Genomic DNA, 22,971 nt, shown 5'->3' with positions numbered 1-22,971 from the left:
GCCCGGCTACTTGATCAGATAGATCGTGGCGAAGAGCCCGATCCAGACGACGTCGACGAAGTGCCAGTAGTAGGACACGACGATCGCGGCGGTCGCCTGCTCGTGGGTGAACCTCTTGGCCGCGTAGGTACGCCCGAGAACGAACAGGAAGGCGATGAGGCCGCCCGTCACGTGCATACCGTGGAAGCCGGTGGTCAGGTAGAAGACCGACCCGTAGGGATCGGACGAGAGGGAGATCCCGTCCTTCTTCACCAGCTCGGTGTACTCGTAGATCTGACCGCCGATGAAGATGGCACCCATGATGAACGTGACGATGAACCAGCCCCGGAGCTTCTTCACGTCACCTCGCTCAGCGGCGAAGACGCCGAGCTGGCAGGTGAGGGAGGAGAGCACCAGGATCGTGGTGTTCGTCGCCGAGAACGGAACGTTCAGGCTGGACGCCATCTCCTTCCAGTGATCAGGACCCGTCACCGATCGCAGGGTGAAGTACATCGCGAAAAGGGCCGCGAAGAACATCAGCTCGGAACTCAACCAGATGATGGTTCCGACGCTGGTGAGGTTCGGTCGGTTGACCGACGGGTGCGCGTGCCCGGTTGTCTCTGTCGTTGCTGTCGCCACGACCGACATTATGTCGGTCGCTTATCCCGCCCTCACCCCGGGGGGTGCCGTTCGGAGTGTCCGGCTGCTCCATACCGGTGTTGACGTGGTGTTCAAGGGAGTAGCATCCGGCCCAACGGGCCTGTCCTTACGACGCTGACGTCACGGAGGAACAATGCAGCCGACCGCCACGGTGCTGGTCTACAGCGACGATTCCAACACCCGCGAGCAGGTACGGCTCGCCTCCGGCCGCCGACCGGCTCCGGACGTCCCGTTGGTGGAGTTCCTGGAGTGCGCCACGCCCGCGGCGGTACTGAAGGAGCTGGACAAGGGCGGGATCGACGTCTGTGTGCTGGACGGGGAGGCCGTGCCGATGGGCGGCATGGGCCTGTGCCGGCAGATCAAGGACGAGGTGTTCGGCTGCCCGCCGGTGCTGCTGCTGATCGGGCGGCCGCAGGACGCGTGGCTGGCGACATGGAGCCGGGCGGAGGCCGCGGTGGCCCACCCGGTGGATCCGGTGGAGTTCGCGGCGGCGCTGGCTTCTCTGCTGCGGGATCGGAAGGCGTTGAGCGCCTAGGAGCGCGAGGGCTGCCGCGCTTCCGGGCGTGCCGGCCCCTGAGGTGTCTCTAGACGCTCTGTGGCCTCAGCCTCGCCACCTGCGCCGCGCTCGGGGCGTCCGGGGTGCCGGCCACCAGCGCGCTGCCGTCGCGCCACTTCTTCCAGTCCACGTTCCAGTCGCCGAAGCCGTTGCCGAAGGGCTCCATGGTGTTGCCGTCCGAGTTGACGACCTGCACCACGTCGCCCTCGTGGACGGTGTCGAAGAACCACTCGGCGTTGGACGTGCTCATGCCGGTGCAGCCGTGGCTGACGTTGGCGTAGCCCTGGGAGCCGACCGACCAGGGGGCGGCGTGCACGTACTCGCCGCTCCAGGTGAGGCGGGTGGCGTAGTAGACCGGCAGGTCGTACGACTCCGAGGAGCCCTCGGCGATGCCGATGCTGGTGCCGCGCATACGTACGAAGTACTCCTTGCCCAGCACGACCTTGACGCCGTTGCGGGTCTCGAAGCCGGGCTTGCCGGTGGTGACCGGGAGCTCGTTGATGACCTCGTTGTTCTTGTAGACCTTCATCGAGTGTGACGAGGCGTCCGTCACGGCGATGATGCGGTCGCCGGTGGTCAGCTTGAGGGCCTTGCCCTTGCCTCCCCAGAGACGGTCGCTGATCTTGATGCCCTCCAGGTCGCTGCGGACCTGGATCGTGGCGTGGGCGGGCCAGTACTCCTTGGGGCGGTAGTGGAGCTCCTTGTCGTCCACCCAGTGCCAGGCGCCCGGTACGGCGGGCGTGGAGTCGACCCTGAGGGCGCGCTCGACGACGGCCCGCTGGGCCTTGTCCTTGACGGGTCTGTCCAGCTTGGCGGTGACGGGCTGGCCGACACCGTAGGTCCCCGACTTGGGGCCGAAGGTGACGTTCAGGCGCTTCTTGCCCACTGGCTTGCTGGTGTCGAAGTCGAGGACCTTGCGGCCCGGTGCCCCGTCGTCGTCCTCGGTGCTCACCCGGACGACGTAGTGGGCGTTTGCGGCCAGCGGAGAGGTGCTGCGCCAGCGGGTTCCGTCGGCGGAGAGTTCGCCCGCCACATAGCGGCCTGTGGCGTCCGTGGCCGTGACGTCGGTGATGCGGCCGTCGTCGTCCTCGGCGGTCACCTCGAGCGGCTTGTCCGGGTCGGCCTTCTTGCCGTCGCCCGTGGGCGCGTTGAAGGCGACCTGGTCCGCCGCGTCGTACGGCGTGGCCGCCAGCGGGTTCCCGTCGGACCCACAGGCGGCGGCGCTCGCGCCGAGGGCGATCACCAGCAGCGTGCAGCTCACGACGGTGCGGGTACGCGGTGCATGGTTCATGGCTTCACGCTAGGAAGCCCCGTCAAGAACGGCACGCCGGGTGACTCGTACGGGGGATTCCGATTGCGGCAAAAGCAGGAGCCCGGACGCTCCTCACGGAGTGTCCGGGCTCTGTCGAGCTCGGCTCGTGCTACTGCGTGCGGTTCTCACCGCGGTAGTACTCGAAGACCCAGCCGTACAGGCCGATCATGATGACCGGCACCGAGAAGTACAGCAGCCACCAGCCGATCGCGACCGACAGGAAGGCGAGGGCGCCGCCGAAGCCGAGGGCGAGCGGCTGCCAGCTGTGCGGGCTGAAGAACCCGACCTCGCCGGCGTCGTCCGCGACGTCGGCCTCCTTGTTGTCCTGCGCGCCGGCGTCCACCCGCTTGGCCGTGAAGCCCAGGTAGAAGCCGATCATGATGGACAGACCGAAGGCCAGGAAGAGCGCGGTGGTACCGGCCGGCTCCTTCGACCAGTAGCCATAGACGATCGCCATGGCGAGGATGAAGATGCTCAGCCAGAAGAACATCCGTCCCTGGATCTTCACTTCCCGGCCTCCTTGCCGCCGTTGCCGGCCAGAGCCTTCTCACCGTGACCGGCGTTCTCGAGCTGGTCGAGAGCGGCGATCTCGGGGTGGTGCAGGTCGAACGCCGGGGATTCGCTGCGGATCCGCGGCAGGGTGAGGAAGTTGTGGCGCGGCGGCGGGCAGGAGGTGGCCCACTCGAGCGAGCGGCCGTAGCCCCACGGGTCGTCGACACCGACGGGCTTGCCGTACTTGGCCGTCTTCCACACGTTGTAGAGGAACGGCAGGATCGACAGGCCGAGCACGAACGAGCTGATCGTCGAGATCGTGTTCAGGGCGGTGAAGCCGTCGGCCGCCAGGTAGTCGGCGTACCGGCGCGGCATGCCCTCGGCGCCCAGCCAGTGCTGGACCAGGAAGGTGCCGTGGAAGCCGATGAACAGCGTCCAGAACGTGATCTTGCCGAGGCGCTCGTCGAGCATCTTGCCGGTGAACTTGGGCCACCAGAAGTGGAAGCCGGAGAACATCGCGAAGACGACGGTGCCGAAGACGACGTAGTGGAAGTGCGCCACCACGAAGTACGAGTCCGAGACGTGGAAGTCCATCGGGGGCGAGGCCAGGATGACACCGGTCAGACCACCGAAGGTGAAGGTGATCAGGAAGCCGGTGGCCCAGAGCATCGGGGTCTCGAAACTCAGGGACCCCTTCCACATCGTTCCGATCCAGTTGAAGAACTTCACGCCGGTCGGTACGGCGATCAGGAACGTCATGAAGGAGAAGAACGGCAGGAGCACGCCGCCGGTGACGTACATGTGGTGGGCCCACACCGTCACGGACAGACCCGCGATCGCGATGGTCGCCGCGATCAGACCCATGTAGCCGAACATCGGCTTGCGGGAGAAGACCGGGATGACCTCGGAGATGATGCCGAAGAACGGCAGGGCGATGATGTACACCTCTGGATGCCCGAAGAACCAGAAGAGGTGTTGCCAGAGCAACGCTCCGCCGTTGGCGGCATCGAAGACATGTGCCCCGAATTTCCGATCCGCCTCCAGCGCGAACAGCGCGGCGGCGAGGACCGGGAAGGCGAGCAGGACCAGCACCGCGGTCAGCAGCACGTTCCACACGAAGATCGGCATGCGGAACATGGTCATGCCGGGCGCGCGCATGCAGATGATCGTGGTGATGAAGTTGACCGCACCGAGGATCGTGCCGAAGCCGGAGAAGGCCAGACCCATGATCCACAGGTCGGCGCCGATGCCCGGCGAGCGGACCGCGTCCGACAGCGGGGAGTAGGCGAACCAGCCGAAGTCGGCCGCGCCCTGCGGGGTCAGGAAGCCGCCCACCGCGATCGTCGAGCCGAACAGGTAGAGCCAGTAGGCGAACATGTTCAGCCGCGGGAACGCCACGTCGGGCGCGCCGATCTGCAGCGGCATGATCCAGTTGGTGAAGCCGGCGAACAGCGGCGTCGCGAACATCAGCAGCATGATCGTGCCGTGCATCGTGAACGCCTGGTTGAACTGCTCGCTCGACATGATCTGCAGACCCGGCCGGGCCAGCTCGGCGCGCATGAAGAGCGCCATCACGCCACCGATGAGGAAGAACGCGAACGACGTGGCCAGGTACATCGTGCCGATCGTCTTGTGGTCAGTGGTGGTGAGCCACTTGATGACCACGCTGCCGCGGTTCTGGCGCCGGACCGGCAGCTCGTCCGTGTAGTGGGACCCTGCCGCCGCGGCACCCTGGGGTTCGTTGAGGATGCTCACAGGTTCGTCGTCTCCCGGTCCTTCTCGTGGGCGGTCTGCTCGATGCCCGCGGGAACGTAACCGGTCTGCCCCTTCTTCGCGAGGTCCTTGAGGTGCTGCTCGTAGCGCTCGGGAGAAACGACCTTCACGTTGAACAGCATCCGGGAGTGGTCGACGCCGCAGAGCTCGGCGCACTTGCCGAGGAAGGTGCCCTCCCTGTTGGGGGTCACCTCGAAGGCGTTGGTGTGGCCCGGGATGACGTCCTGCTTCATCAGGAACGGCACCACCCAGAAGGAGTGGATGACGTCACGCGAGGTGAGGACGAAGCGGACCGTCTTGCCCTTGGGGAGCCAGAGGGTCGGGCCCGGGTTGCCGGTCTGCGGGTTCCGCGTGGCGGGCGTCCCGAAGTCGTAGACACCGCCGGCGTTCGCCGGGAAGTCGTCCTTGAACCGGGTCGGAATCGCGTCCAGGTTCTTGTCCGTCTTCGCGTCACCCGTGGAGCCCGCGACGGGCGTGATGTAGTTGAAGGCCCAGCTCCACTGGTAGCCGACGACGTTGATGGTGACGTCGGGCTCCTTCTTGAGGCTGAGGAGCTTCGACTCGTCGCGGGCCGTGAAGTAGAAGAGGACCGAGACGATGACCAGCGGAACCACGGTGTACAGCGCCTCGATGGGCATGTTGTACCGGGTCTGCGGAGGAACCTCGACCTTGGTGCGGCTGCGCCGGTGGAAGATGGCGCTCCAGATGATCAGACCCCACACCAGCACGCCAACGGCGAGCGCGGCAGCCCAGGAGCCCTGCCACAGGGAGAGGATCCGCGGAGCCTCTTCCGTGGTCGGGGTGGGCATACCAAGGCGGGGGAAGTCCTTGTATGTGCAACCGGTGGCGGTCGCCAGGACCAGGCCCGCGGTCATTGCCTGCAGCAGCTTCCGCCGCATCGGGCGCCGCGGCGAGCGGTCGGAGCCGTTGGGACTCACGTAGCGCCTTCCCGAGAGTCTCGCCCGCGCGGATCGGCTGCGGCCTGGCCTTACTCGGTGGTCGGTCGCCGCCCTGCGTCGGGCAGGGGTTTGGATGTTTATGCGGACCAAACCCTAGCCGACGCCCTCCGGGGGTTCAGCGGGAGGGGGGCCTACTGGGTCGGGGGTTCGCTGGTTTGGCGGCCGCGGGTGCATTGTGGCTGGTCGCGCAGTTCCCCGCACCCCTGGGGAGTTAGCGTGTTCGTGTGCCCTATTTCGACGCTGCTTCCAGTGTTCCGCTTCATTCCGTTGCTCGTCAGGCGCTGTTGGCCTCTTTGGATGAAGGGTGGGCTGATCCCTCCCGTCTCTACCGGGAGGGACGGCGGGCTCGGCTGCTGTTGGATGCCGCTCGGGAGGCCGCTGCCGAGGCCGTGGGGTGCCGGCCTGACGAACTGACCTTCACGTCCTCCGGGACGCGGGCCGTGCACGACGGGATCGCGGGGGCGTTGGCCGGGCGGCGGCGGGTTGGACGTCACCTGATCGTGTCAGCTGTCGAACACTCCTCGGTGCTCCATTCGGCGGAGTCGTTCGACGTGACCGAGGTGCCGGTGGACCGTACGGGAGCGGTGAGCCCGGGGGCCTACGCCGATGCTCTTCGCCCCGACACCGCGCTGGCGTGTCTTCAGTCGGCCAACCACGAGGTGGGGACCGTGCAGCCGGTGGCCGAGGTGGCCGCCGTGTGCCGGGAGGCCGGGGTGCCGTTGCTGGTGGACGCGGCGCAGTCGCTGGGGTGGGGGCCGGTGGAAGGTGCCTGGTCCCTGTTGACGGCCAGCGCGCACAAGTGGGGCGGGCCGTCGGGGGTGGGCCTGCTCGCCGTACGGAAAGGTGTCCGGTTCTCGCCCCAGGGGCCGGCCGACGAGCGGGAGTCGGGGCGGGCACCGGGGTTCGAGAACCTGCCGGCGATCGTCGCGGCGGCGGCCTCGCTGCGGGCGGTGCGGGCCGAGGCGGCGCAGGAGGCCGTACGGCTGCGGGAGCTGACGGAGCGGATCCGTTCGCGGGTGCCGCGGCTGGTGCCGGATGTGGACGTGGTGGGCGATGCCGAGCGGCGGCTGCCCGGGATCGTCACTTTCTCCTGTCTCTATGTCGACGGAGAGACCCTGCTGCACGAGCTGGACCGGGCGGGTTTCTCCGTTTCCTCCGGTTCGTCCTGCACGAGCAGCACGCTGACGCCGAGCCATGTGCTGAAGGCGATGGGGGTGCTGAGTGAGGGAAACGTGCGGGTTTCGTTGCCGCCGGGGACGACGTCCGAGGAGGTCGACCGTTTCCTGGAGGTGCTGCCGGGGGCGGTGACGGCGGTCCGGGAGAAGCTGGGCGCGCCGACGCCTTCGGCTGTCGTCCGTGCGGACGCCCTGGTCGTGGACGCCCTGGGCAAGCGGTGCCCGATCCCGGTCATCGAGCTGGCCAAGGTGATCGGGGACGTGCCGGTGGGCGGGACGGTCCGGGTTCTGTCCGACGACGAGGCGGCTCGGCTGGACATCCCGGCGTGGTGCGAGATGCGGGAGCAGGAGTACGTGGGCGAGGAGCCGGCGGACCGGGGTTCGGTGTACGTGGTCCGCCGGATCTCCTAGCCGGTCATCGGAGGTGGGTCAGCCGAGGTGGATCAGCCCAGGTGGGTGCGGACCTCGTCGGCCGCCTCGTCGCCGTACGCCTTGGTGAAGCGCTCCATGAAGTTGCCCCGCCGCAGTCGGTACTCCTGCGTGCCCACGGTCTCGATGACGAGCGTGGCCAGCATGCAGCCCACCTGGGCCGCGCGCTCCAGGGAGACGCCCCAGGCGAGCCCCGACAGGAACCCGGCGCGGAACGCGTCACCGACGCCGGTCGGGTCGGCCTTGCGCTCCTCCTCCGCACAGCCGACGACGATCGGCTCCGCGCCGGTCCGGTCGATCCGTACCCCCTGCGCGCCGAGCGTGGTGACCCGGTGGCCGACCTTGGCGAGGATCTCCTCGTCGGACCAGCCCGTCTTGGACTCGATGAGCCCCTTCTCGTACTCGTTGGAGAAGAGGTATGTGGCCCCGTCCAGCAGGATCCGGATCTCGTCGCCGTTCATCCGGGCGATCTGCTGGGAGAAGTCCGCGGCGAACGGGATGCCGCGGGACCGGCACTCCTCGGTGTGGCGGAGCATCGCCTCGGGGTCGTCGGCGCCGATGAGGACGAGGTCGAGGCCGTCCACGCGGTCGGCGACCGTCTTGAGCTCGATCTGGCGGGCCTCGCTCATCGCGCCCGTGTAGAAGGAGCCGATCTGGTTGTGGTCGGAGTCCGTGGTGCACACGAAGCGGGCGGTGTGCAGCGTCTCGGAGATACGGACGGACGCGGTGTCGACGCCGTGCCGGTCCAGCCAGGCGCGGTACTCGTCGAAGTCGAAGCCCGCGGCCCCGACGAGGATCGGCTTCGTGCCGAGCAGGCCCATACCGAAGGCGATGTTCGCGCCGACGCCTCCCCTGCGTACGTCGAGGTTGTCGACCAGGAAGGAGAGCGAGACCGTGTGCAGCTGGTCCGCGACGAGCTGGTCGGCGAAACGGCCGGGGAACGTCATGAGGTGGTCGGTGGCGATGGAGCCGGTGACTGCGATGCGCACGGCGAGGCTCTCCAGAAGAAGGGTGTATTGACACTTCACGCTATCGGGTCCGTATGGAGTACTGCGAGGAGGCCGACGGCGCGGTGAAGCAGGTAAAACTACCCGATAGTAGATCTTTCTTCGCGGGTGTGGACGTGCTTACGGTTCCGTCATGACGAACCTTGAGCTGTACACCTCCACCCCGGCCGACCTGGACGGTGACCTCGCCTCGCTGCGCGGTGACTGCGCCCGGATGGCTCCGCACTGGGCGGTTCCCGACCGGATCGTCGCCCTTCCGGTCTCCCCCTCGCTCATCCACGGGGTGACGGTTCCCGAGGGGTCCGCCCGGGTGCTGGAGGCCATGTCGGAGTACGGCGACTGAGTCAGGGCGTCGAGCAGGGCGCGTGTGTCGGCGCGTTCGAGGGAACCGCGCGCTCCCCCGCTGCGTCCCATCGCCGTCCCCCGGAAAGGGGATGCGGGATACGACCCGTTTGCCGACCTTTTTGACAGGGCCGGGTCAGGGTCGAGGGACAGTTGCGCAGCAGAAGGAGCGATGCGGTGAACACCGAGCGACCCGACAACAACGACCCCGGCGAGGCCTCGGGCAGCGGGGACGAGAGCGCTGCGGAAGCGCGGGGTGCCGGTGGGGCGAGCGGTGCCGTAGCGCAGGGTGCGGACGAGGCCGGCGGTGCCGAAGCGCCCGGCGCCGGTGAGTCGAGCGGTGCTGCGGAGGAGCGGGGTTCCGAGGCTCCCGGTGATGAGGGGACGAGCGGCGCCGAACGCGGTCACAGTGGTGAATCCGAGGGCACCGAGAACGTCGGCGCCACCGCCGAAGGCTCGCCGGAACACGCCGAGGAAGTCGCCGACGCCGACACGGACGACTCCCTGAGCTCCGACACCGAAGCCACCGCTGCCGCTGAGCCGGACGGCCCCGTGGCCGCTCCCTCCCCCTCCCCCTCCCCCGCCCCCGCCGCTCTGCCCGACACCGAGATCCCCCGGGACGGGGACGCCGGTGTACCCCGGACGGCTCGGCATCGCTCTCCCTTCGCCGTTGCCGCCGTAGCCGCTGCCGTGCTGTTGGTCGGGGGCGGTGGGGCGTACCTCGCCGCCGGTACCTCCGGAGGGTCCGGCAGTGGCGCGACCTCGGGCGCGGCCGGTGACGGGAGTGCGCCGCCTCTCGCCCTCGACGGCTACAGCGCGGGCGGCGGTGGGGCGGGGAACGGGATCGCGCCGGGCGAGCCGAATCCGTACGGCGTGACCTATCGCGCCGACGGCAGCCTCCCGCAGGGGCCCGGATCGGCGCCTGTCTACCGGGTCCAGGGGCAGGTCACCGAGGGCGACGTGGCGCGGCTCGCCGAGGCGCTCGGCGTCGACGGGACGCCGGTGGCGCAGGGGCAGGTCTGGCGGATCGGGGTCAAGGACGGTTCGGGGCCGAGTCTGCAGGTGAGCCGGCAGGCGCCGGGCGCGTGGACCTTCCAGCGCTACTCACCCGTCATCGACGACTGCCGGAGCGCCACCGTGTGCGGGGCCCCCAGCGGCCGTCCGGTGAGCGAGGCGGTCGCGGAGAAGGCCGCCGCGCCGGTGCTGAAGGCGGTGGGCCAGGGCACCGCGAAGCTGGACGCGAGCCAGGTCATGGGCGCCCAGCGGATCGTGAACGCCGACCCGGTCGTCGGCGGGCTGCCCACGTACGGCTGGGCGACCGGCGTCACCGTGAACGAGCAGGGTGAGGTGGTCGGCGGCACCGGCCAGTTGAAGGCGCCGGTCAAGAGCGACACGTATCCCGTGCTGAGCGCCGGGAAGACGCTGGGGCTGCTGAACAAGGTGCCCGTGGTCGGCCACCGCATGGGCATCGGCGGCTGCGCCAGTCCCGTACCGCTCAAGGACCGGCTGGAGGAGCCCTGCGGGGGGTCGACGGCGAGCCCCGCGGACAGCACGCTCACCGTCGAGAAGGCGGTGTTCGGGCTGGCGTCGCACTTCGTGGGCGGCCGGCAGGCGCTGGTGCCGTCCTGGCTGTTCGAGGTGCGGGCGCCGGGCGCGAAGGACGCCTTCACGGTGACGTATCCGGCGGTCGACCCGGCGTACATCGCCTCCCCGGCGACGGCGACAGCGACGCCGACCACGCCCGTCTCCCCCACCGCCCCCTCCGACCGGCCCACCTCCGCACCGAAGACGCGGGACGTCCAGGTGGACGGCTACACGGCCGAGGGCGACGAGCTGACCGTGAGCTTCACGGGCGGGGTGTGCGGCGACTACGCGGCGTCGGCGAGCGAGAGCGCGGGCGAGGTGAAGGTCACGGTGACCTACACACCGTGGCAGGGCAAGGTCTGCATCATGATCGCCAAGGAGATCCAGAAGACCGTGCCGCTCGACGAGCCGCTCGGTGCCCGCAAGGTCGTGGGCTCGGACGGCAAGGAGATCCCGCTGAAGAAGGCCGGGGCGCGGCTGCCGGAGACCTCCGGGGCGGCCCGGTAGCCCCGCGGATGCGCGAAGGCGGCGGCCCCGTCCGAGGGGGCCGCCGCCTTCTGTCGCTCTGGGCTTTCTGTCGCTCTGGGCCCGTGCGAACCGCGGGCTAGCTGAAGGAGTCGCCGCAGGCGCAGGAGCCGGTCGCGTTCGGGTTGTCGATCGTGAAGCCCTGCTTCTCGATGGTGTCCACGAAGTCGATGGACGCGCCGCCCAGGTACGGGGCGCTCATGCGGTCGGTGACGACCTTGACGCCGCCGAAGTCCTTGACGACGTCACCGTCGAGGGAACGCTCGTCGAAGAAGAGCTGGTAACGCAGGCCGGAGCAGCCGCCGGGCTGAACGGCGACGCGCAGGGCCAGGTCGTCACGGCCTTCCTGGTCGAGCAGGGCCTTGACCTTCGCCGCGGCGGCGTCGGACAGGATGATGCCGTCGGTGACGGTGCCGGTCTCGTCCGATACGGACATCTACATCTCTCCCGGGTTGTACGGAGACTGCTTGCCGACTGGTGCAACCGGCAAGGCCGCGGATTCATTCCGGGCCGGACGCCGGTTTTTTCCGGCGCCTTCTTCATGCTCGCACATGCCGTGCCGGGCGGAAAACGTCTGTTCGGGATTCACGTCACATCGACGCAATGACCATCGTCAAAGTGACGTGAACCGGGTTATGATAGATAACGTCAGTTCGACGAAAAGTAGAAAGGGTGCGTGTCGTGACCACCGCCCAGACCACGGAGCTCGACGTACAGCCGACTCCGCTCGCCCTGTTGCTGCTCGGCCGCGAGGCCGACCCGAGGAGCGAGCGGGGCGTCGAGTGTCCCGGCGACCTGCCCTCGCCGTCCGACCCCGACCTGGTCGAGCGCGCCCGCGCGGCCAAGGAGAAGCTCGGCGACAAGGTGTTCGTCCTCGGCCATCACTACCAGCGTGACGAGGTCATCCAGTTCGCCGACGTCACGGGCGACTCCTTCAAGCTGGCCCGGGACGCGGCCGCCCGCCCTGAGGCCGAGTACATCGTCTTCTGCGGTGTGCACTTCATGGCCGAGTCGGCGGACATCCTGACGTCCGACGACCAGAAGGTGGTCCTCCCCGACCTCGCCGCCGGCTGCTCTATGGCCGACATGGCGACGGCCGAGCAGGTCGCCGAGTGCTGGGACGTGCTCACCGACGCCGGCATAGCCGAGCAGGTCGTGCCGGTGTCGTACATGAACTCCTCGGCGGACATCAAGGCGTTCACGGGCAAGCACGGCGGCACCATCTGCACGTCGTCCAACGCCAAGAAGGCTCTGGAGTGGGCCTTCGAACAGGGCGAGAAGGTGCTGTTCCTGCCCGACCAGCACCTCGGCCGCAACACCGCCGTGCGGGACATGGGGATGACGCTGGAGGACTGCGTCCTCTACAACCCGCACAAGCCGAACGGCGGCCTGACCGCCGAGCAGCTGCGCGACGCGAAGATGATCCTGTGGCGCGGGCACTGCTCGGTGCACGGCCGCTTCTCGCTGGAGTCCGTGGAGGACGTCCGCGCCCGGATCCCCGGGGTGAACGTCCTCGTGCACCCCGAGTGCAAGCACGAGGTCGTGGCCGCGGCGGACTACGTCGGCTCGACCGAGTACATCATCAAGGCACTGGAGGCGGCCCCGGCCGGCTCGAAGTGGGCCATCGGCACGGAGCTCAATCTCGTACGACGGCTCGCGAACCGTTTCGCCCCCGAGGGCAAGGAGATCGTCTTCCTCGACAAGACGGTCTGCTTCTGCTCGACCATGAACCGCATCGACCTGCCCCACCTGGTCTGGACCCTGGAGTCGCTGGCCGAGGGCAAGCTCGTCAACCGGATCGAGGTCGACAAGGAGACGGAGGCATTCGCGAAGCTGGCGCTGGAGCGGATGCTGGCGCTGCCGTAGCAGCGTCGTGAGGAGGGTGGCCCGGCGTGACTGTTCCCCGGTCAGTTCCGCGTACGGGAGTTGAGCCGGGCCGCCTGGCGGGTCAGGTAGTCGCGTTCGGCGAGGTTGGGGGCCTTGTGGGCGGCCTCGGCGTACAGGCGGGCCGCGGTCGGCAGGTCGCCGGCGCGTTCGTGGAGATAGGCCGCGGCCGCGGTGTGGCGGGGCAGTGAGTCCTCGACCGCGGCCAGCGCGGCCAGGCCCGCGCGGGGGCCGTCCGCCTCGCCCACGGCGACCGCACGGTTGAGGCGGACGACGGGGCTGTCGGTGAGGCGGGCGAGTTCGTCGTACCACTCGACGATCTGCACCCAGTTGGTCTCCTCGGCGGTGGGGGCGTCGGCGTGCAGGGCGGCGATCGCGGCCTGCGCCTGGAACTCGCCCAGCCGGTCGCGGGCGAGGGCGCTCTGCAGGATCCGGACGCCCTCGGCGATCGCCGTGGTGTCCCAGCGGCTGCGGTCCTGCTCGGCGAGCGGCACCAGAGAGCCGTCGGGGGCGGTGCGGGAGGCGCGGCGGGCGTGGTGGAGCAGCATGAGGGCGAGCAGCCCCGCGACCTCGGGGTGGTCGATGGCGGCGGCGAGCTGCCGGGTGAGCCGGATGGCCTCGGCGGCGAGGTCGACATCGCCGGAGTAGCCCTCGTTGAAGACCAGGTAGAGGACGCGCAGCACGGTGGCCACATCGCCTGGCTGGTCGAAGCGGACCCCGGAGACCGTGCGCTTGGCCCGGCTGATCCGCTGCGCCATGGTCGCCTCGGGCACGAGGTAGGCCTGGGCGATCTGGCGGGTGGTGAGTCCGCCGACGGCGCGCAGGGTGAGGGCGACGGCGGAGGACGGGGTGAGCGAGGGGTGGGCGCACAGGAAGTAGAGCTGGAGCGTGTCGTCCACGGCCGGCGCCGGTCCGGGCGCCGGTTCCTGCTCGATACGTTCCTCTCGTCGGCGGCGAGCGGTGTCCGAGCGGGTCGCGTCGAGGAACTTGCGCCAGGCCACGGTGACCAGCCACCCCTTGACGTCCCGGGGCGGATCCGCCCGCCAGACCCGGACCGCCTCGACCAGCGCGTCCTGGACGGCGTCCTCGGCCGCCGCGAAGTCGGCTCCGCGGCGGACGAGGACGGTGAGCACGCTCGGTGTGAGGCTTCTGAGCAGCGCCTCATCCACCGGGGTGGCACTCCGGGTCGGTGGGCGACGCCGCGTAGAACGGACGCAGCTCCAGCCACTCGTGGATCGGCTTCCCGCCCGCACCGGGGGCGGCCGACAGCTCCCCGGCCAGCTCGAGGGCCCGCTCGTAGCTGTCGACGTCGATGACCATCCAGCCGGCGATGAGGTCCTTGGTCTCGGCGAACGGCCCGTCGGTGACCGGCGGGCGCCCCTCGCCGTCGTACCGCACCCAGGTCCCCTCGGGAGCGAGCGCCTGCCCGTCGACGTACTCCCCGGTCTTCACCAGTCCGTCCGCGAAGTCCCGCATGTACTGCATGTGCGCGGAGATCTCCTCCGGCGTCCACTGCTCCATGGGCACGTCGTTGGCCGGAGCGGGAGCGCCACGGTAGTGCTTCAGCAGCAGGTACTTGGCCATGGTGTCTCTCCTCGGTCCCGATGCGACCCATTCTGGTCGCTCTCACCACGGGGACGGAGCGGGGCACGGGTTCTCGACATCACCGCGAGAATTCTTTTTCCGGCGCGCGTGATCGGGTGAGTGGACCCGGGTCATTCCACCCTCGGCCGTACCAGCCCCGACTCGTACGCGATCACCACGAGCTGGGCCCGGTCCCGGGCGCCGAGCTTGGCCATGGCCCGGTTGACGTGGGTCTTGACGGTGAGCGGGCTGACCTCCAGGCGCTCGGCGATCTCGTCGTTCGAGTGTCCGCCGGCGACCTGGACAAGGACCTCACGCTCGCGGACGGTGAGCGCGGCGAGGCGTTCGGAGCGCACCGGGTCGTTGTCCTCCGCGTCGCCCTGGGCGAGGAAGCGGGCGATCAGGCCCTTGGTGGCGGCCGGGGAGAGCAGGGCCTCGCCGCCGGCCGCGACCCGGATGGCGCTGAGGAGTTCCTCGGGTTCGCTGCCCTTGCCGAGGAAGCCGGAGGCACCGGCGCGCAGGGACTGCACGACGTAGTCGTCGACCTCGAAGGTGGTCAGGATGACCACCCGGACATGGGCGAGGGAGGCGTCCTCGCTGATCATGCGGGTGGCGGCGAGGCCGTCCGTGCCCGGCATCCGGATGTCCATGAGAACGACGTCGGCGCGCTCCTGCCGGGTCAGCCGGACCGCCTCGGCGCCGTCGGACGCCTCGCCGACCACCTCCATGTCCGGCTCCGAGTCGACGAGCACACGGAAGGCGCTGCGCAGCAGTGCCTGGTCGTCGGCGAGCAGGACACGGATCGTCATACGGGCTCCCCTGGTTCGTCCCTCGCCGCGGCGCGGGTCCTGACCGGCAGGATCGCATGGACGCGGAAGCCGCCTCCGTAGCGGGGACCGGTGGTGAGGGTGCCGCGCAGGGCGGTGACGCGCTCGCGCATGCCGAGCAGGCCGTGGCCACCGCCGTTGTCGGGGTCGTCGTCCTCGCCGGCGCCGTTGTCGAGGACGGTGATCTCCACGTTGGGGCCGACGCGTACGACGCTGACCTCGGCCTTGGCCTGAGTGCCGGCGTGCTTCTGGACGTTGGTGAGGGCTTCCTGGATGACCCGGTAGGCGGCCAGGTCGACGGCGGCGGGGAGGGTGGTGCCGTGGTCGGCGCGGGCTACCTCGACGTGGAGGCCCGCGCTGCGGAAGGTGCCGACGAGTTCGTCGAGGCGCGCCAGGCCGGGGGCGGGTTCGGTGGGGGCCTCGGGGTCGCCGGACTGCCTCAGCAGGCCGACGGTGGCGCGGAGTTCGTTGAGGGCGGAGCGGCTGGCCTCACGGACGTGGGCGAGGGCTTCCTTGGCCTGGTCGGGGCGCTTGTCCATGACGTGCGCGGCGACCCCGGCCTGGACATTGACCAGGGCGATGTGGTGGGCGACGACGTCGTGCAGGTCGCGGGCGATGCGCAGGCGTTCCTCGGCGACCCTTCGGCGGGCCTCTTCCTCACGGGTGCGTTCGGCCTTCTCGGCGCGCTCCCTGATGGCCTGGACGAAGGCGCGGCGGCTGCGGACGGCGTCGCCCGCGGTGGCTCCGATGCCGGTCCAGGCGAAGATGCCGAGGTTCTCCTGGGCGTACCAGGGCAGGGGTCCGGCGAGCATCGCGGCGCCGGTGAGCACGGTCATGGTCAGCAGGCCGGCCCGCAGGGTGGTCGGGCGGTCGGTGGTGGAGGCGACCGTGAACAGGGCGATCACGGCGGCCATGGCGACGGGGGCGCGGGGGTCACCGGTGACGAACTCGACGATGGAGGCGGTGCCGGTGAGGGCGAGGACGGTGAGGGGGGCGCGGCGGCGGAACACCAGGGCGAGGGCACCGAGGGCCATGAGGACGAGGCTGAGCGGCTCGGGGGTGCGGATGCTCCAGCTGACGGCGTCCTTGTCATGGGGCTCGACGAAGGAACCGGCCACCATGCAGGCGAGGACGCCCGCCGCGAGGACGGCGTCCAGGGCCAGGGGGTGCGCCTTGAGGTGGTGCCGGGCGCGATCGACGGTGCGGCTCACTCCTGAACAGTACGGGGGCCGTGCCGGGGGCGGAACGGGAGCCACCAGTGCGTTTCCGGCTTCGCGGGCGGGGTGAACGTCCGGGGAGCGCGGGTCATCGGACGCCGGCTGAAGCCTGGGGTCTTTGGGGGGCAGGGCGGGTGCGTCGTCGTGGGCTCGGTGGCGGGGCCGCACCGCAGAGCGGAGCCCCGGCGGGCTGGGTGGTCCGGGCCCGCATCGAGCAGGCACGTGCCGCCGGCGGCTCAAGGCGTCGGGCGTCGGGCGTTGTGGAAACGGGCGACGCGGGACAGTGCACGAGGGCGAAGCCGGTCGTACGGATCCGTCAGCGGGCTGCGCCAACGCGGTGCCCCCGATCGGCCCACGCTCTCGACCGGTGTTCGTCGGTGTGGTCTCAGCCCGGGATCAGGCCGTCGTCGCTGAGCAGGTCCCGGACTTCCTCCAGGGTCGCGTCCGGGGACGGGAGGATCAGGTCCGAGGGTTCCAGGGAGTCGTCGGGGAGCGGGTCGCCCAAGTCCCGGACCCTGGCGAGGAGGGCTTGGAGAGTGCGGCGGAAGCCCGGGCCGTCGCCGTTCTCCATCTCGGCCAACAGCTCGTCGTCGAGCTTGTTCAGGTCGGCGAGGTGGCTCTCGGCCAGCCTCACCTGCCCCTCCCCCATGATCCGTACGATCATGTCGCCCTCCTCGGCGTGGGACCTACTGCTTGTCGAAGCGTGGAGTGTCCTGCGGCTGCTGCTGGGACTGCGACTGGCCGGTGCCGCCCTCGATGGCCTGCTGCGACGACGAGCCTCCCGCCAGCTCCGCCTTCATGCGCTGCAGTTCCAGCTCTACATCCGTACCACCGGAGAGCTGGTCCAGCTCGGCCTGGATGTCGTCCTTGTGCATGCCGGACTGGTCGTCCAGGACACCGGAGGCCAGCAGTTCGTCGATCGCGCCGGCCCGGGCCTGGAGCTGTGCCGTCTTGTCCTCGGCACGCTGAATCGCCAGGCCGACGTCGCCCATCTCCTCCGAGATGCCGGAGAAGGCCTCGCCGATCCGGGTCTGTGCCTGGGCCGCGGTGTACGTCGCCTTGATGGTCTCCTTCTTCGTGCGGAAGGCGTCCACCTTGGCCTGGAGGCGCTGGGCCGCAAGGGTGAGCTTCTCCTCCTCGCCCTGGAGCGTCGCGTGCTGGGTCTCCAGGTCGGTCACCTGCTGCTGGAGCGCGGCACGGCGGGACAGCGCCTCACGGGCGAGGTCCTCACGGCCGAGAGCCAGCGCCTTGCGACCCTGGTCCTCCAGCTTCGAGGACTGCGACTGCAGCTGGTTCAGCTGGAGTTCCAGGCGCTTGCGGGAGGTGGCCACGTCGGCCACGCCCCGGCGCACCTTCTGGAGCAGCTCCAGCTGTTTCTGGTACGAGTAATCGAGGGTTTCGCGCGGGTCCTCGGCCCGGTCAAGGGCCTTGTTCGCCTTCGCGCGGAAGATCATCCCCATACGCTTCATGACACCGCTCATGGGCTTCGCGCGCCCCCTTCTGACGGACTTCCAGCTCAGCTCTGCGACAGAACCCACAGTACGGGCCCTGCATCCATTGACGCACCGTTCCGAGGCGGATGCGCTCATCCCCAAGGACGACTGACCAATCCCCTGCTCCGGCGTAAGGAGTAGGTGACCTTCAGGGTGAGCGACCCGTCACCGGACGTCCCCTCTGTCCCCCTGCATGACGACTGGTGTTGCCGGATCGTTCCCCACCGGGCTGGGGTCCAACCCCGGACACCCCTTACCCTTGGGTTTTGTGTTCCGTAGCCGTGCCACCAAGGAAGAGAAGGCCGCCGTCGCCGACAAGGCGCAGCTGACCGACTCCAAGCAGCCCCGCCACCCGCAGGCCCCCAAGGGCCGGCCCACGCCCAAGCGCAGTGAGGCCCAGTCCCAGCGCCGCAGCGTCGCCAACACGTCGCTCACCCGCAAGGACGCCGCCAAGCGCCAGCGTGAGGAGCGCCGCAGTGCGCTGGAGAGGCAGCGCCAGGCGCTGGCCGGCGGTGACGAGCGGTACCTGCCCGCGCGGGACAAGGGCCCGGTGCGCAAGTTCGCCCGCGACACCATCGACGCGCGGTTCAACGTGGCGGAGTTCTTCCTGCCGATGGCCGTGGTCATCCTCGTGCTGAGCGTGGTGCGGGTGGGCGCGCTGCAGAGCATCGCGCTGCTGCTGTGGCTCGTCGTGATCGTGCTCATCCTGCTCGACTCGGTCCTGACCGGTTTCCGTCTGAAGAAGCGGCTCGCCGAGCGCTTCCCGGACCACAACCGCAAGGGCGCGATCGCCTACGCCCTGATGCGCTCCCTCCAGATGCGTCGCCTCCGGCTGCCGAAGCCGCAGGTCAAGCGCGGAGAGCGGCCCTGAGTACGACGTCTTTCTCCGGGGGCGCGGCCGATGCCTGGCTGAACAAGCTGGGCGGGCTGCGGAATGTCGTACGACAGGAGCTGGTGGCCCGGCAGCTCGATGAGCAGATAGTCGGGCGGTACCCGGTCGGGCAGCGGCTGCGGGTGCTCGACGTGGGGATGGGCCAGGGCACGCAGGCGCTGCGGCTGGCCCGGGCCGGGCATCAGGTGACCGGCCTCGAGCGGGACGCCAGGATGGTCGCGGCGGCCCGGGAGGCCCTGTCCGCCGAGCCCGAGGGCATCCGGGAGCGGATGCGGGTCGTCGAGGGCGACGGCCGGGACACCGGGGTGCACTTCCTGCCGGGCAGCTTCGACGTGGTGCTGTGCCACGGCGTGCTCATGTACGTCGAGGAGCCGGACCCGCTCCTTGCCGGGCTGGCGCGGATGCTGGCGCCGGGCGGGCTGCTGTCGCTGCTCGTGCGCAACGCCGACGCGCTGGCGATGCGGCCGGGGCTGGCCGGGGACTGGGCCGGCGCCCTGGGTGCCTTCGACACCACCGCGTACCGCAACCGGCTGGGGCTCGATGTACGGGCCGACCGACTGAGCACGCTGACCGCCACGCTCGCCGGCATCGGCGCACCGCTCCAGGCCTGGTACGGGGTACGGGTCTTCACGGACACAGCCGCGGACGACACCGAGGCACCGGCCGACGTGGAGACGCTGCTGGCCTGCGAGGAACGGGCCGGGCGCACGGACCCCTACCGCGGGGTCGCCGCACTGCTGCACCTGTGCGGGGTGCGGGGCTGAGACTCGCGTGGGTGTGACGCTGGGTGAGCAGTAGCGCGGGGCTGGGCGAGGGTTCCGTTGCCACCCTCGCCCAGCCCGCCGTCACGCTTCCTCTGCCGCCTTCAGGCTCATCGGGCCGTAGATCTCCGTGGCGTCCTCGAACAGCCGCACCTGTTCCGCGCCGCCGGCGAGCAGGGGCTTCCAGTACTCGCCGAGCCAGGACTCGGCGTCGCCCTGGGTGGTGAACTCCTCCGGCTCTACGGCGGGCTGGGTCTCCGCGCCGTCGGCCTTCTCGAATCGCCAGGTCCATGTCGCCATGTGAGCCTCCCGTGTTTGATCCGTTACGAAGAGCACCCTAAGCGGTGCGTCGTCGACTGCGGGCCGGTGGGGGCTCACACCCTGCGGAGGAGCCGCGTAGCGATACCGCCCCGCGCCCCTTGAAAGCGCCTCTGCGCGCGCTGGATCACCGGGCACCGGCGAGAATCGTCCCGTGGAACTGACATTGCTCGGCACTGGCGCTCCCGCCGGCCTCCCCCGCCCCTCCTGCTCCTGTGCCGCCTGTGCCGTCGCGCTCGGTGAGGACGCCCGGGCCGCCACCTCCGTACTCATCGACGAGACCCTGCTGCTCGATCTCACCCCCGGTGCCGCCTTCGCCGCCGCCCGGGTAGGGCACTCGCTGGCCGCCGTACGGCAGGTGCTGCTGTCGCACCCCCATGACGGGCCCCCCGTCGAGGTGCCCGCCGGGCTTCCGCAGCCGGGGCGGGTGCCGGACGGGCGGGAGTTGGCGTTGCTGACGGGGCATCGGGTGCGGGCCGTGGCGATGGACGCGCCGGGTACCGGGTACGCCGTCACCGGGCCCGAGGGGCAACGGGTGCTGTATCTGCCGCCCGGGGGTGCGCCCGCCGGGCTGGAGAGGGGGGCCGTGGAGTCGTACGACATGGTGCTGGCCGATGTCGTACGGCGGCCGGACGCGCTCGCCAGGCTGCGGGCCGTGGGCGCCGTGGGTCCCACGACCGACGTCGTCGCCGTGCATGTCGATCACGACGTGCCGCCCGGCACGGAGCTGCGGCGGAGGCTGGCCGCCGCCGGGGCGCGGGCCGTGCCCGACGGAACGACTCTGGTCGTCGGGGCCTACGAGGACGTACCGGACGTGCCGCGGCGGACGCTGGTGCTGGGCGGGGCGCGGTCCGGGAAGTCGGTGGAGGCCGAGCGGCGGCTGGAGGCGTTCCCCGACGTGCTGTACGTGGCGACCGGCGGCTCGCGGAACGGGGACACCGAGTGGGCTTCCCGGGTCTCCGCCCACCGGGAGCGGCGGCCGGGATCCTGGCGTACGACGGAGACCTGCGACCTGGTGCCGCTGCTGAAGGACGACGGGGCGCCGCTGCTGATCGACTGTCTGTCGCTGTGGCTGACGGACGCGATGGACGCCGTGGGGGCGTGGGACGACGCGGAGTGGGCCGGCGGCGGGGAGCGGGAACTGCGGGCGCGGGTGCGGGAGTTGACGGAAGCGGTGCGGGACACGCGGCGGACCGTGGTGGCCGTGTCGAACGAGGTGGGCTCCGGGATCGTGCCGGCCACCGCGTCGGGCCGCCGCTACCGGGACGAACTGGGGCGGCTGAACGCGGCGTTCGCCGGTGAGTGCGAACAGGTGCTGCTGGTGGTGGCGGGGCAGGCGCTGGTCCTACGGGGCTGACGGCCCCTTGCGGGCGATGACCCGGTAGGTCTTCGCGAAGCGGGTGCCGGCCAGGAGGAGGGCCAGCGCGTGGTCCAGCGCTCTCGCGGCGGAGGTCAGCGGTCCGGTCGCCGTCGGGGGGAGGCGGGTCGTCACGCGGGCCGGGATGTGCGCGGATCTGCGGGCCGTCGCGATGATGCTGCAGCCCCGGGCCTCCAGTTCGGCGCGGGGGTCGTCCCGGGATTCCACCAGCAGGTGGCCGCCGGGGCGCAGCAGAGCGAGGGCCGCCGCGAGTTCCCCGGGGTCCGCGTGCGGGTTCAGCAGACTGACCACGTCGTAGCGGGCACGCAGGTGGGCGGTGATCCGTGGGTCCGTCAGCCGGCCCAGGTAGGCCTCCTCCAGGCGCTCGGCCGCCTGGGCGTGCAGGACGCGGTGGGTGGGGTCAAGGCCGTCGAAGGCCGTGTAGGGGAAGAACGCTCTCGCCGCCTCCGGGAAGTCGGCGTCCCCCGTGTCCACGTCCAGCCAGCTCTCGGGTTCGGGGAACGGCAGCATCGTGCGGGCGGTGGAGCGAAGACGCCGTACGGAAGGGGCGGTTGATGCGGGCATGCGGTCTCCCGGGGACGTACGGCAATTCGCTGCAAATCGGAACGTATGGGATCCCGATCTCGGGTGCAATGACGTCATGGCCACGTGGCGCCGCCGTGTTCGATCAGGGCCGGTACTGTTCGGCGAATGAGCTCGCTTAATCTCGACGACTTCACGGACCTGATCGAGCGCCCCGACGGCGGGGTGCGTCGCGACGCCGAGGCGCGACGGGAGCGTCAGGTCGTGCCGCCCGGGGCGCTGGGCCGCCTCGACGACCTGGGTGAGTGGCTGGCCGCGGCGCAGTCGGCCGTACCGGTACGGCCGGTCGAACGGCCGCGGGTCGTGCTGTTCGCCGGTGACCACGGGATCGCCGAACTGGGTGTCTCGGGGCGGGCCGCGGGCAGCGCCTCGGAGCTGGTGCGGGAGGTCCTGGAGGGCGGCCGACCGGTGTCGGTCCTCGCCCGGCGCCTCGGCGTGCCGGTACGGATCGTCGACATGGCGCTGGACTGCGATCCGCAGGGGCTGCCGGAGGAGGTCGTACGGCATCGGGTGCGGCGCGGGAGCGGTCGTATCGATGTAGAGGACGCGTTGACCCTGGACGAGGCGGAGGCCGCCTTCCGGGCCGGGGTCGCGGTGGCCGACGAGGAGGCCGACTCCGGGACCGATCTCGTGGTGCTCGGCGATGTGAGCGTGGGCGGGACCACGGCTGCCGGGGTGCTGGTCGCCGCGCTGTGCGGGACCGACGCGTCCGTGGTGACCGGGCGCGGCGGGACCGGGATCGACGATCTGGCGTGGATGCGCAAGTGCGCGGCGATCCGGGACGCGCTGCGGCGGGCGCGGCCGGTGCTCGGGGACCAGTTGCAGTTGCTGGCGACCGTCGGCGGGGCCGACCTCGCCGCGATCACGGGCTTCCTCCTGCAGGCCGCCGTGCGCAAGCTGCCCGTCGTGCTGGACGGGATGGTCGTGGCCGCGTGTGCGCTGGTGGGGCAGCGGATCGCGTTCCGGGCGCCGGACTGGTGGCTGGCCGGGCAGAACAGCGGTGAGCCGGGGCAGACGAAGGCGCTGGACCGGATGGCCCTGGAACCGCTGCTCGACCATGGCGTGACGGTCGGGGAGGGTGCGGGCGGACTGCTGGCGCTGCCACTGGTGCAGGCCGCGGCGGCGCTGGCCGCCGAGCTGCCCGAGAAGCCGGCGGTTTCCGAGGAGTCGCAGGAGGAGTCGCAGGAGGAGGAGCCGGAGAAGGCGTCCGAGCAGGAGTAGTCGAGGACAGATGAGTGCCCT

At 70.3% G+C, this 22,971-nt stretch carries 24 protein-coding genes; 9 read left to right on the top strand and 15 right to left on the bottom strand.

Going from position 1 to position 22,971, the window contains the following annotated elements; genetic code table 11:
- Nucleotides 1-6 precede the first annotated feature (6 nt).
- A complete protein-coding gene (locus ACFVYN_RS09110) occupies nucleotides 7-627 on the bottom strand; it encodes a heme-copper oxidase subunit III (RefSeq protein WP_389994684.1) in 621 nt (206 codons plus the stop codon).
- 145 nt (nucleotides 628-772) lie between these two features.
- Between ACFVYN_RS09110 and ACFVYN_RS09105 the strand changes: the two genes are divergently transcribed.
- Nucleotides 773-1,174, top strand: a complete 402-nt coding sequence (locus tag ACFVYN_RS09105) for a hypothetical protein (RefSeq protein WP_389994681.1) — start codon at nucleotides 773-775, stop codon at nucleotides 1,172-1,174.
- A 49-nt stretch (nucleotides 1,175-1,223) separates the two neighbouring features.
- Here ACFVYN_RS09105 and ACFVYN_RS09100 read toward each other — a convergent pair whose 3' ends face one another.
- The 4 genes from ACFVYN_RS09100 to coxB form a co-directional block, all read right to left on the bottom strand.
- The gene (locus ACFVYN_RS09100; protein ID WP_389994678.1) at nucleotides 1,224-2,486 is read right to left on the bottom strand and encodes an Ig-like domain-containing protein; all 1,263 of its coding nucleotides are present in this window, start codon (nucleotides 2,484-2,486) and stop codon (nucleotides 1,224-1,226) included.
- Nucleotides 2,487-2,616: 130 nt separating this feature from the next.
- Nucleotides 2,617-3,015, bottom strand: coding sequence for a cytochrome c oxidase subunit 4 (locus tag ACFVYN_RS09095; RefSeq protein ID WP_389994675.1), 399 nt, complete (start codon nucleotides 3,013-3,015; stop codon nucleotides 2,617-2,619).
- Nucleotides 3,012-4,754 carry a cytochrome c oxidase subunit I gene (gene ctaD / locus ACFVYN_RS09090; RefSeq protein ID WP_389994672.1) on the bottom strand — a complete coding sequence of 581 codons (1,743 nt, stop codon included), beginning with the start codon at nucleotides 4,752-4,754 and terminating at the stop codon, nucleotides 3,012-3,014. Before ctaD ends, ACFVYN_RS09095 begins: the two co-directional genes overlap by 4 nt.
- Nucleotides 4,751-5,710: a cytochrome c oxidase subunit II gene (gene coxB / locus ACFVYN_RS09085; protein WP_389994669.1), complete on the bottom strand. Its 960-nt coding sequence runs from the start codon at nucleotides 5,708-5,710 to the stop codon at nucleotides 4,751-4,753. Before coxB ends, ctaD begins: the two co-directional genes overlap by 4 nt.
- 245 nt (nucleotides 5,711-5,955) lie before the next feature.
- On the opposite strand from coxB, the gene ACFVYN_RS09080 reads away from it, so the two are divergent.
- Complete coding sequence (locus ACFVYN_RS09080) at nucleotides 5,956-7,317, top strand: cysteine desulfurase/sulfurtransferase TusA family protein (protein WP_389994666.1); 1,362 nt, start codon at nucleotides 5,956-5,958, stop codon at nucleotides 7,315-7,317.
- Between the two features lie 32 nt (nucleotides 7,318-7,349).
- On the opposite strand, the gene ACFVYN_RS09075 is transcribed toward ACFVYN_RS09080, so the two are convergent.
- Nucleotides 7,350-8,324: a carbohydrate kinase family protein gene (locus ACFVYN_RS09075; RefSeq protein WP_389994663.1), complete on the bottom strand. Its 975-nt coding sequence runs from the start codon at nucleotides 8,322-8,324 to the stop codon at nucleotides 7,350-7,352.
- 151 nt (nucleotides 8,325-8,475) lie between these two features.
- On the opposite strand from ACFVYN_RS09075, the gene ACFVYN_RS09070 reads away from it, so the two are divergent.
- Complete coding sequence (locus tag ACFVYN_RS09070; protein WP_389994660.1) at nucleotides 8,476-8,685, top strand: hypothetical protein; 210 nt, start codon at nucleotides 8,476-8,478, stop codon at nucleotides 8,683-8,685.
- 176 nt (nucleotides 8,686-8,861) lie between these two features.
- The gene (locus ACFVYN_RS09065; protein ID WP_389994657.1) at nucleotides 8,862-10,775 is read left to right on the top strand and encodes a hypothetical protein; all 1,914 of its coding nucleotides are present in this window, start codon (nucleotides 8,862-8,864) and stop codon (nucleotides 10,773-10,775) included.
- A 97-nt stretch (nucleotides 10,776-10,872) separates the two neighbouring features.
- Here the strand turns inward: ACFVYN_RS09065 and ACFVYN_RS09060 are convergent, their stop codons facing one another.
- Nucleotides 10,873-11,229: an iron-sulfur cluster assembly accessory protein gene (locus tag ACFVYN_RS09060; protein WP_020137379.1), complete on the bottom strand. Its 357-nt coding sequence runs from the start codon at nucleotides 11,227-11,229 to the stop codon at nucleotides 10,873-10,875.
- A gap of 245 nt (nucleotides 11,230-11,474) precedes the next feature.
- On the opposite strand from ACFVYN_RS09060, the gene nadA reads away from it, so the two are divergent.
- Nucleotides 11,475-12,659, top strand: coding sequence for a quinolinate synthase NadA (gene nadA / locus ACFVYN_RS09055; protein ID WP_306982620.1), 1,185 nt, complete (start codon nucleotides 11,475-11,477; stop codon nucleotides 12,657-12,659).
- Nucleotides 12,660-12,700: 41 nt separating this feature from the next.
- Here nadA and ACFVYN_RS09050 read toward each other — a convergent pair whose 3' ends face one another.
- From ACFVYN_RS09050 to ACFVYN_RS09025, 6 genes are all read right to left on the bottom strand, one after another.
- Complete coding sequence (locus tag ACFVYN_RS09050) at nucleotides 12,701-13,846, bottom strand: RNA polymerase sigma factor (RefSeq protein WP_389994654.1); 1,146 nt, start codon at nucleotides 13,844-13,846, stop codon at nucleotides 12,701-12,703.
- Nucleotides 13,839-14,261 (bottom strand): YciI family protein, encoded by a 423-nt coding sequence (locus ACFVYN_RS09045; RefSeq protein WP_389994651.1) that lies wholly within the window; start codon nucleotides 14,259-14,261, stop codon nucleotides 13,839-13,841. The genes ACFVYN_RS09050 and ACFVYN_RS09045 overlap by 8 nt, the downstream gene beginning before the upstream one ends.
- Before the next feature lie 131 nt (nucleotides 14,262-14,392).
- The gene (locus ACFVYN_RS09040) at nucleotides 14,393-15,070 is read right to left on the bottom strand and encodes a response regulator (protein WP_389994648.1); all 678 of its coding nucleotides are present in this window, start codon (nucleotides 15,068-15,070) and stop codon (nucleotides 14,393-14,395) included.
- Nucleotides 15,067-16,299 (bottom strand): histidine kinase, encoded by a 1,233-nt coding sequence (locus ACFVYN_RS09035; protein WP_389994646.1) that lies wholly within the window; start codon nucleotides 16,297-16,299, stop codon nucleotides 15,067-15,069. Before ACFVYN_RS09035 ends, ACFVYN_RS09040 begins: the two co-directional genes overlap by 4 nt.
- Nucleotides 16,300-16,690: 391 nt before the next feature.
- Complete coding sequence (locus ACFVYN_RS09030) at nucleotides 16,691-16,969, bottom strand: hypothetical protein (RefSeq protein WP_389994643.1); 279 nt, start codon at nucleotides 16,967-16,969, stop codon at nucleotides 16,691-16,693.
- Between the two features lie 22 nt (nucleotides 16,970-16,991).
- On the bottom strand, nucleotides 16,992-17,759 hold the full coding sequence (locus tag ACFVYN_RS09025; RefSeq protein WP_389994722.1) for a PspA/IM30 family protein: 768 nt from the start codon (nucleotides 17,757-17,759) through the stop codon (nucleotides 16,992-16,994).
- 232 nt (nucleotides 17,760-17,991) lie between these two features.
- Here ACFVYN_RS09025 and ACFVYN_RS09020 point away from each other — a divergent pair, with 232 nt between their 5' ends.
- Nucleotides 17,992-18,669 carry a DUF3043 domain-containing protein gene (locus ACFVYN_RS09020; RefSeq protein ID WP_389994640.1) on the top strand — a complete coding sequence of 226 codons (678 nt, stop codon included), beginning with the start codon at nucleotides 17,992-17,994 and terminating at the stop codon, nucleotides 18,667-18,669.
- An 83-nt stretch (nucleotides 18,670-18,752) separates the two neighbouring features.
- A complete protein-coding gene (locus ACFVYN_RS09015) occupies nucleotides 18,753-19,454 on the top strand; it encodes a class I SAM-dependent methyltransferase (RefSeq protein ID WP_389994637.1) in 702 nt (233 codons plus the stop codon).
- Between the two features lie 81 nt (nucleotides 19,455-19,535).
- Here the strand turns inward: ACFVYN_RS09015 and ACFVYN_RS09010 are convergent, their stop codons facing one another.
- The gene (locus tag ACFVYN_RS09010) at nucleotides 19,536-19,751 is read right to left on the bottom strand and encodes a hypothetical protein (RefSeq protein WP_020115856.1); all 216 of its coding nucleotides are present in this window, start codon (nucleotides 19,749-19,751) and stop codon (nucleotides 19,536-19,538) included.
- 172 nt (nucleotides 19,752-19,923) lie between these two features.
- Here ACFVYN_RS09010 and ACFVYN_RS09005 point away from each other — a divergent pair, with 172 nt between their 5' ends.
- Complete coding sequence (locus ACFVYN_RS09005; RefSeq protein WP_389994635.1) at nucleotides 19,924-21,126, top strand: bifunctional adenosylcobinamide kinase/adenosylcobinamide-phosphate guanylyltransferase; 1,203 nt, start codon at nucleotides 19,924-19,926, stop codon at nucleotides 21,124-21,126.
- Here the strand turns inward: ACFVYN_RS09005 and ACFVYN_RS09000 are convergent.
- Nucleotides 21,115-21,711: a MarR family transcriptional regulator gene (locus ACFVYN_RS09000; protein ID WP_389994632.1), complete on the bottom strand. Its 597-nt coding sequence runs from the start codon at nucleotides 21,709-21,711 to the stop codon at nucleotides 21,115-21,117. The genes ACFVYN_RS09005 and ACFVYN_RS09000 overlap by 12 nt on opposite strands.
- Nucleotides 21,712-21,837: 126 nt before the next feature.
- Between ACFVYN_RS09000 and cobT the strand changes: the two genes are divergently transcribed.
- Nucleotides 21,838-22,950, top strand: coding sequence for a nicotinate-nucleotide--dimethylbenzimidazole phosphoribosyltransferase (cobT, locus tag ACFVYN_RS08995; RefSeq protein ID WP_389994629.1), 1,113 nt, complete (start codon nucleotides 21,838-21,840; stop codon nucleotides 22,948-22,950).
- The last annotated feature ends 21 nt before the right edge of the window (nucleotides 22,951-22,971 follow it).

It is taken from the genome of Streptomyces sp. NPDC058307 (assembly GCF_042880295.1).
In the GTDB taxonomy this organism is placed as follows: Bacteria; Actinomycetota; Actinomycetes; order Streptomycetales; family Streptomycetaceae; genus Streptomyces.
The sequence above is the reverse complement of the archived record's forward strand: the minus strand, read 5'-3'. Positions and strand labels throughout refer to the sequence as shown.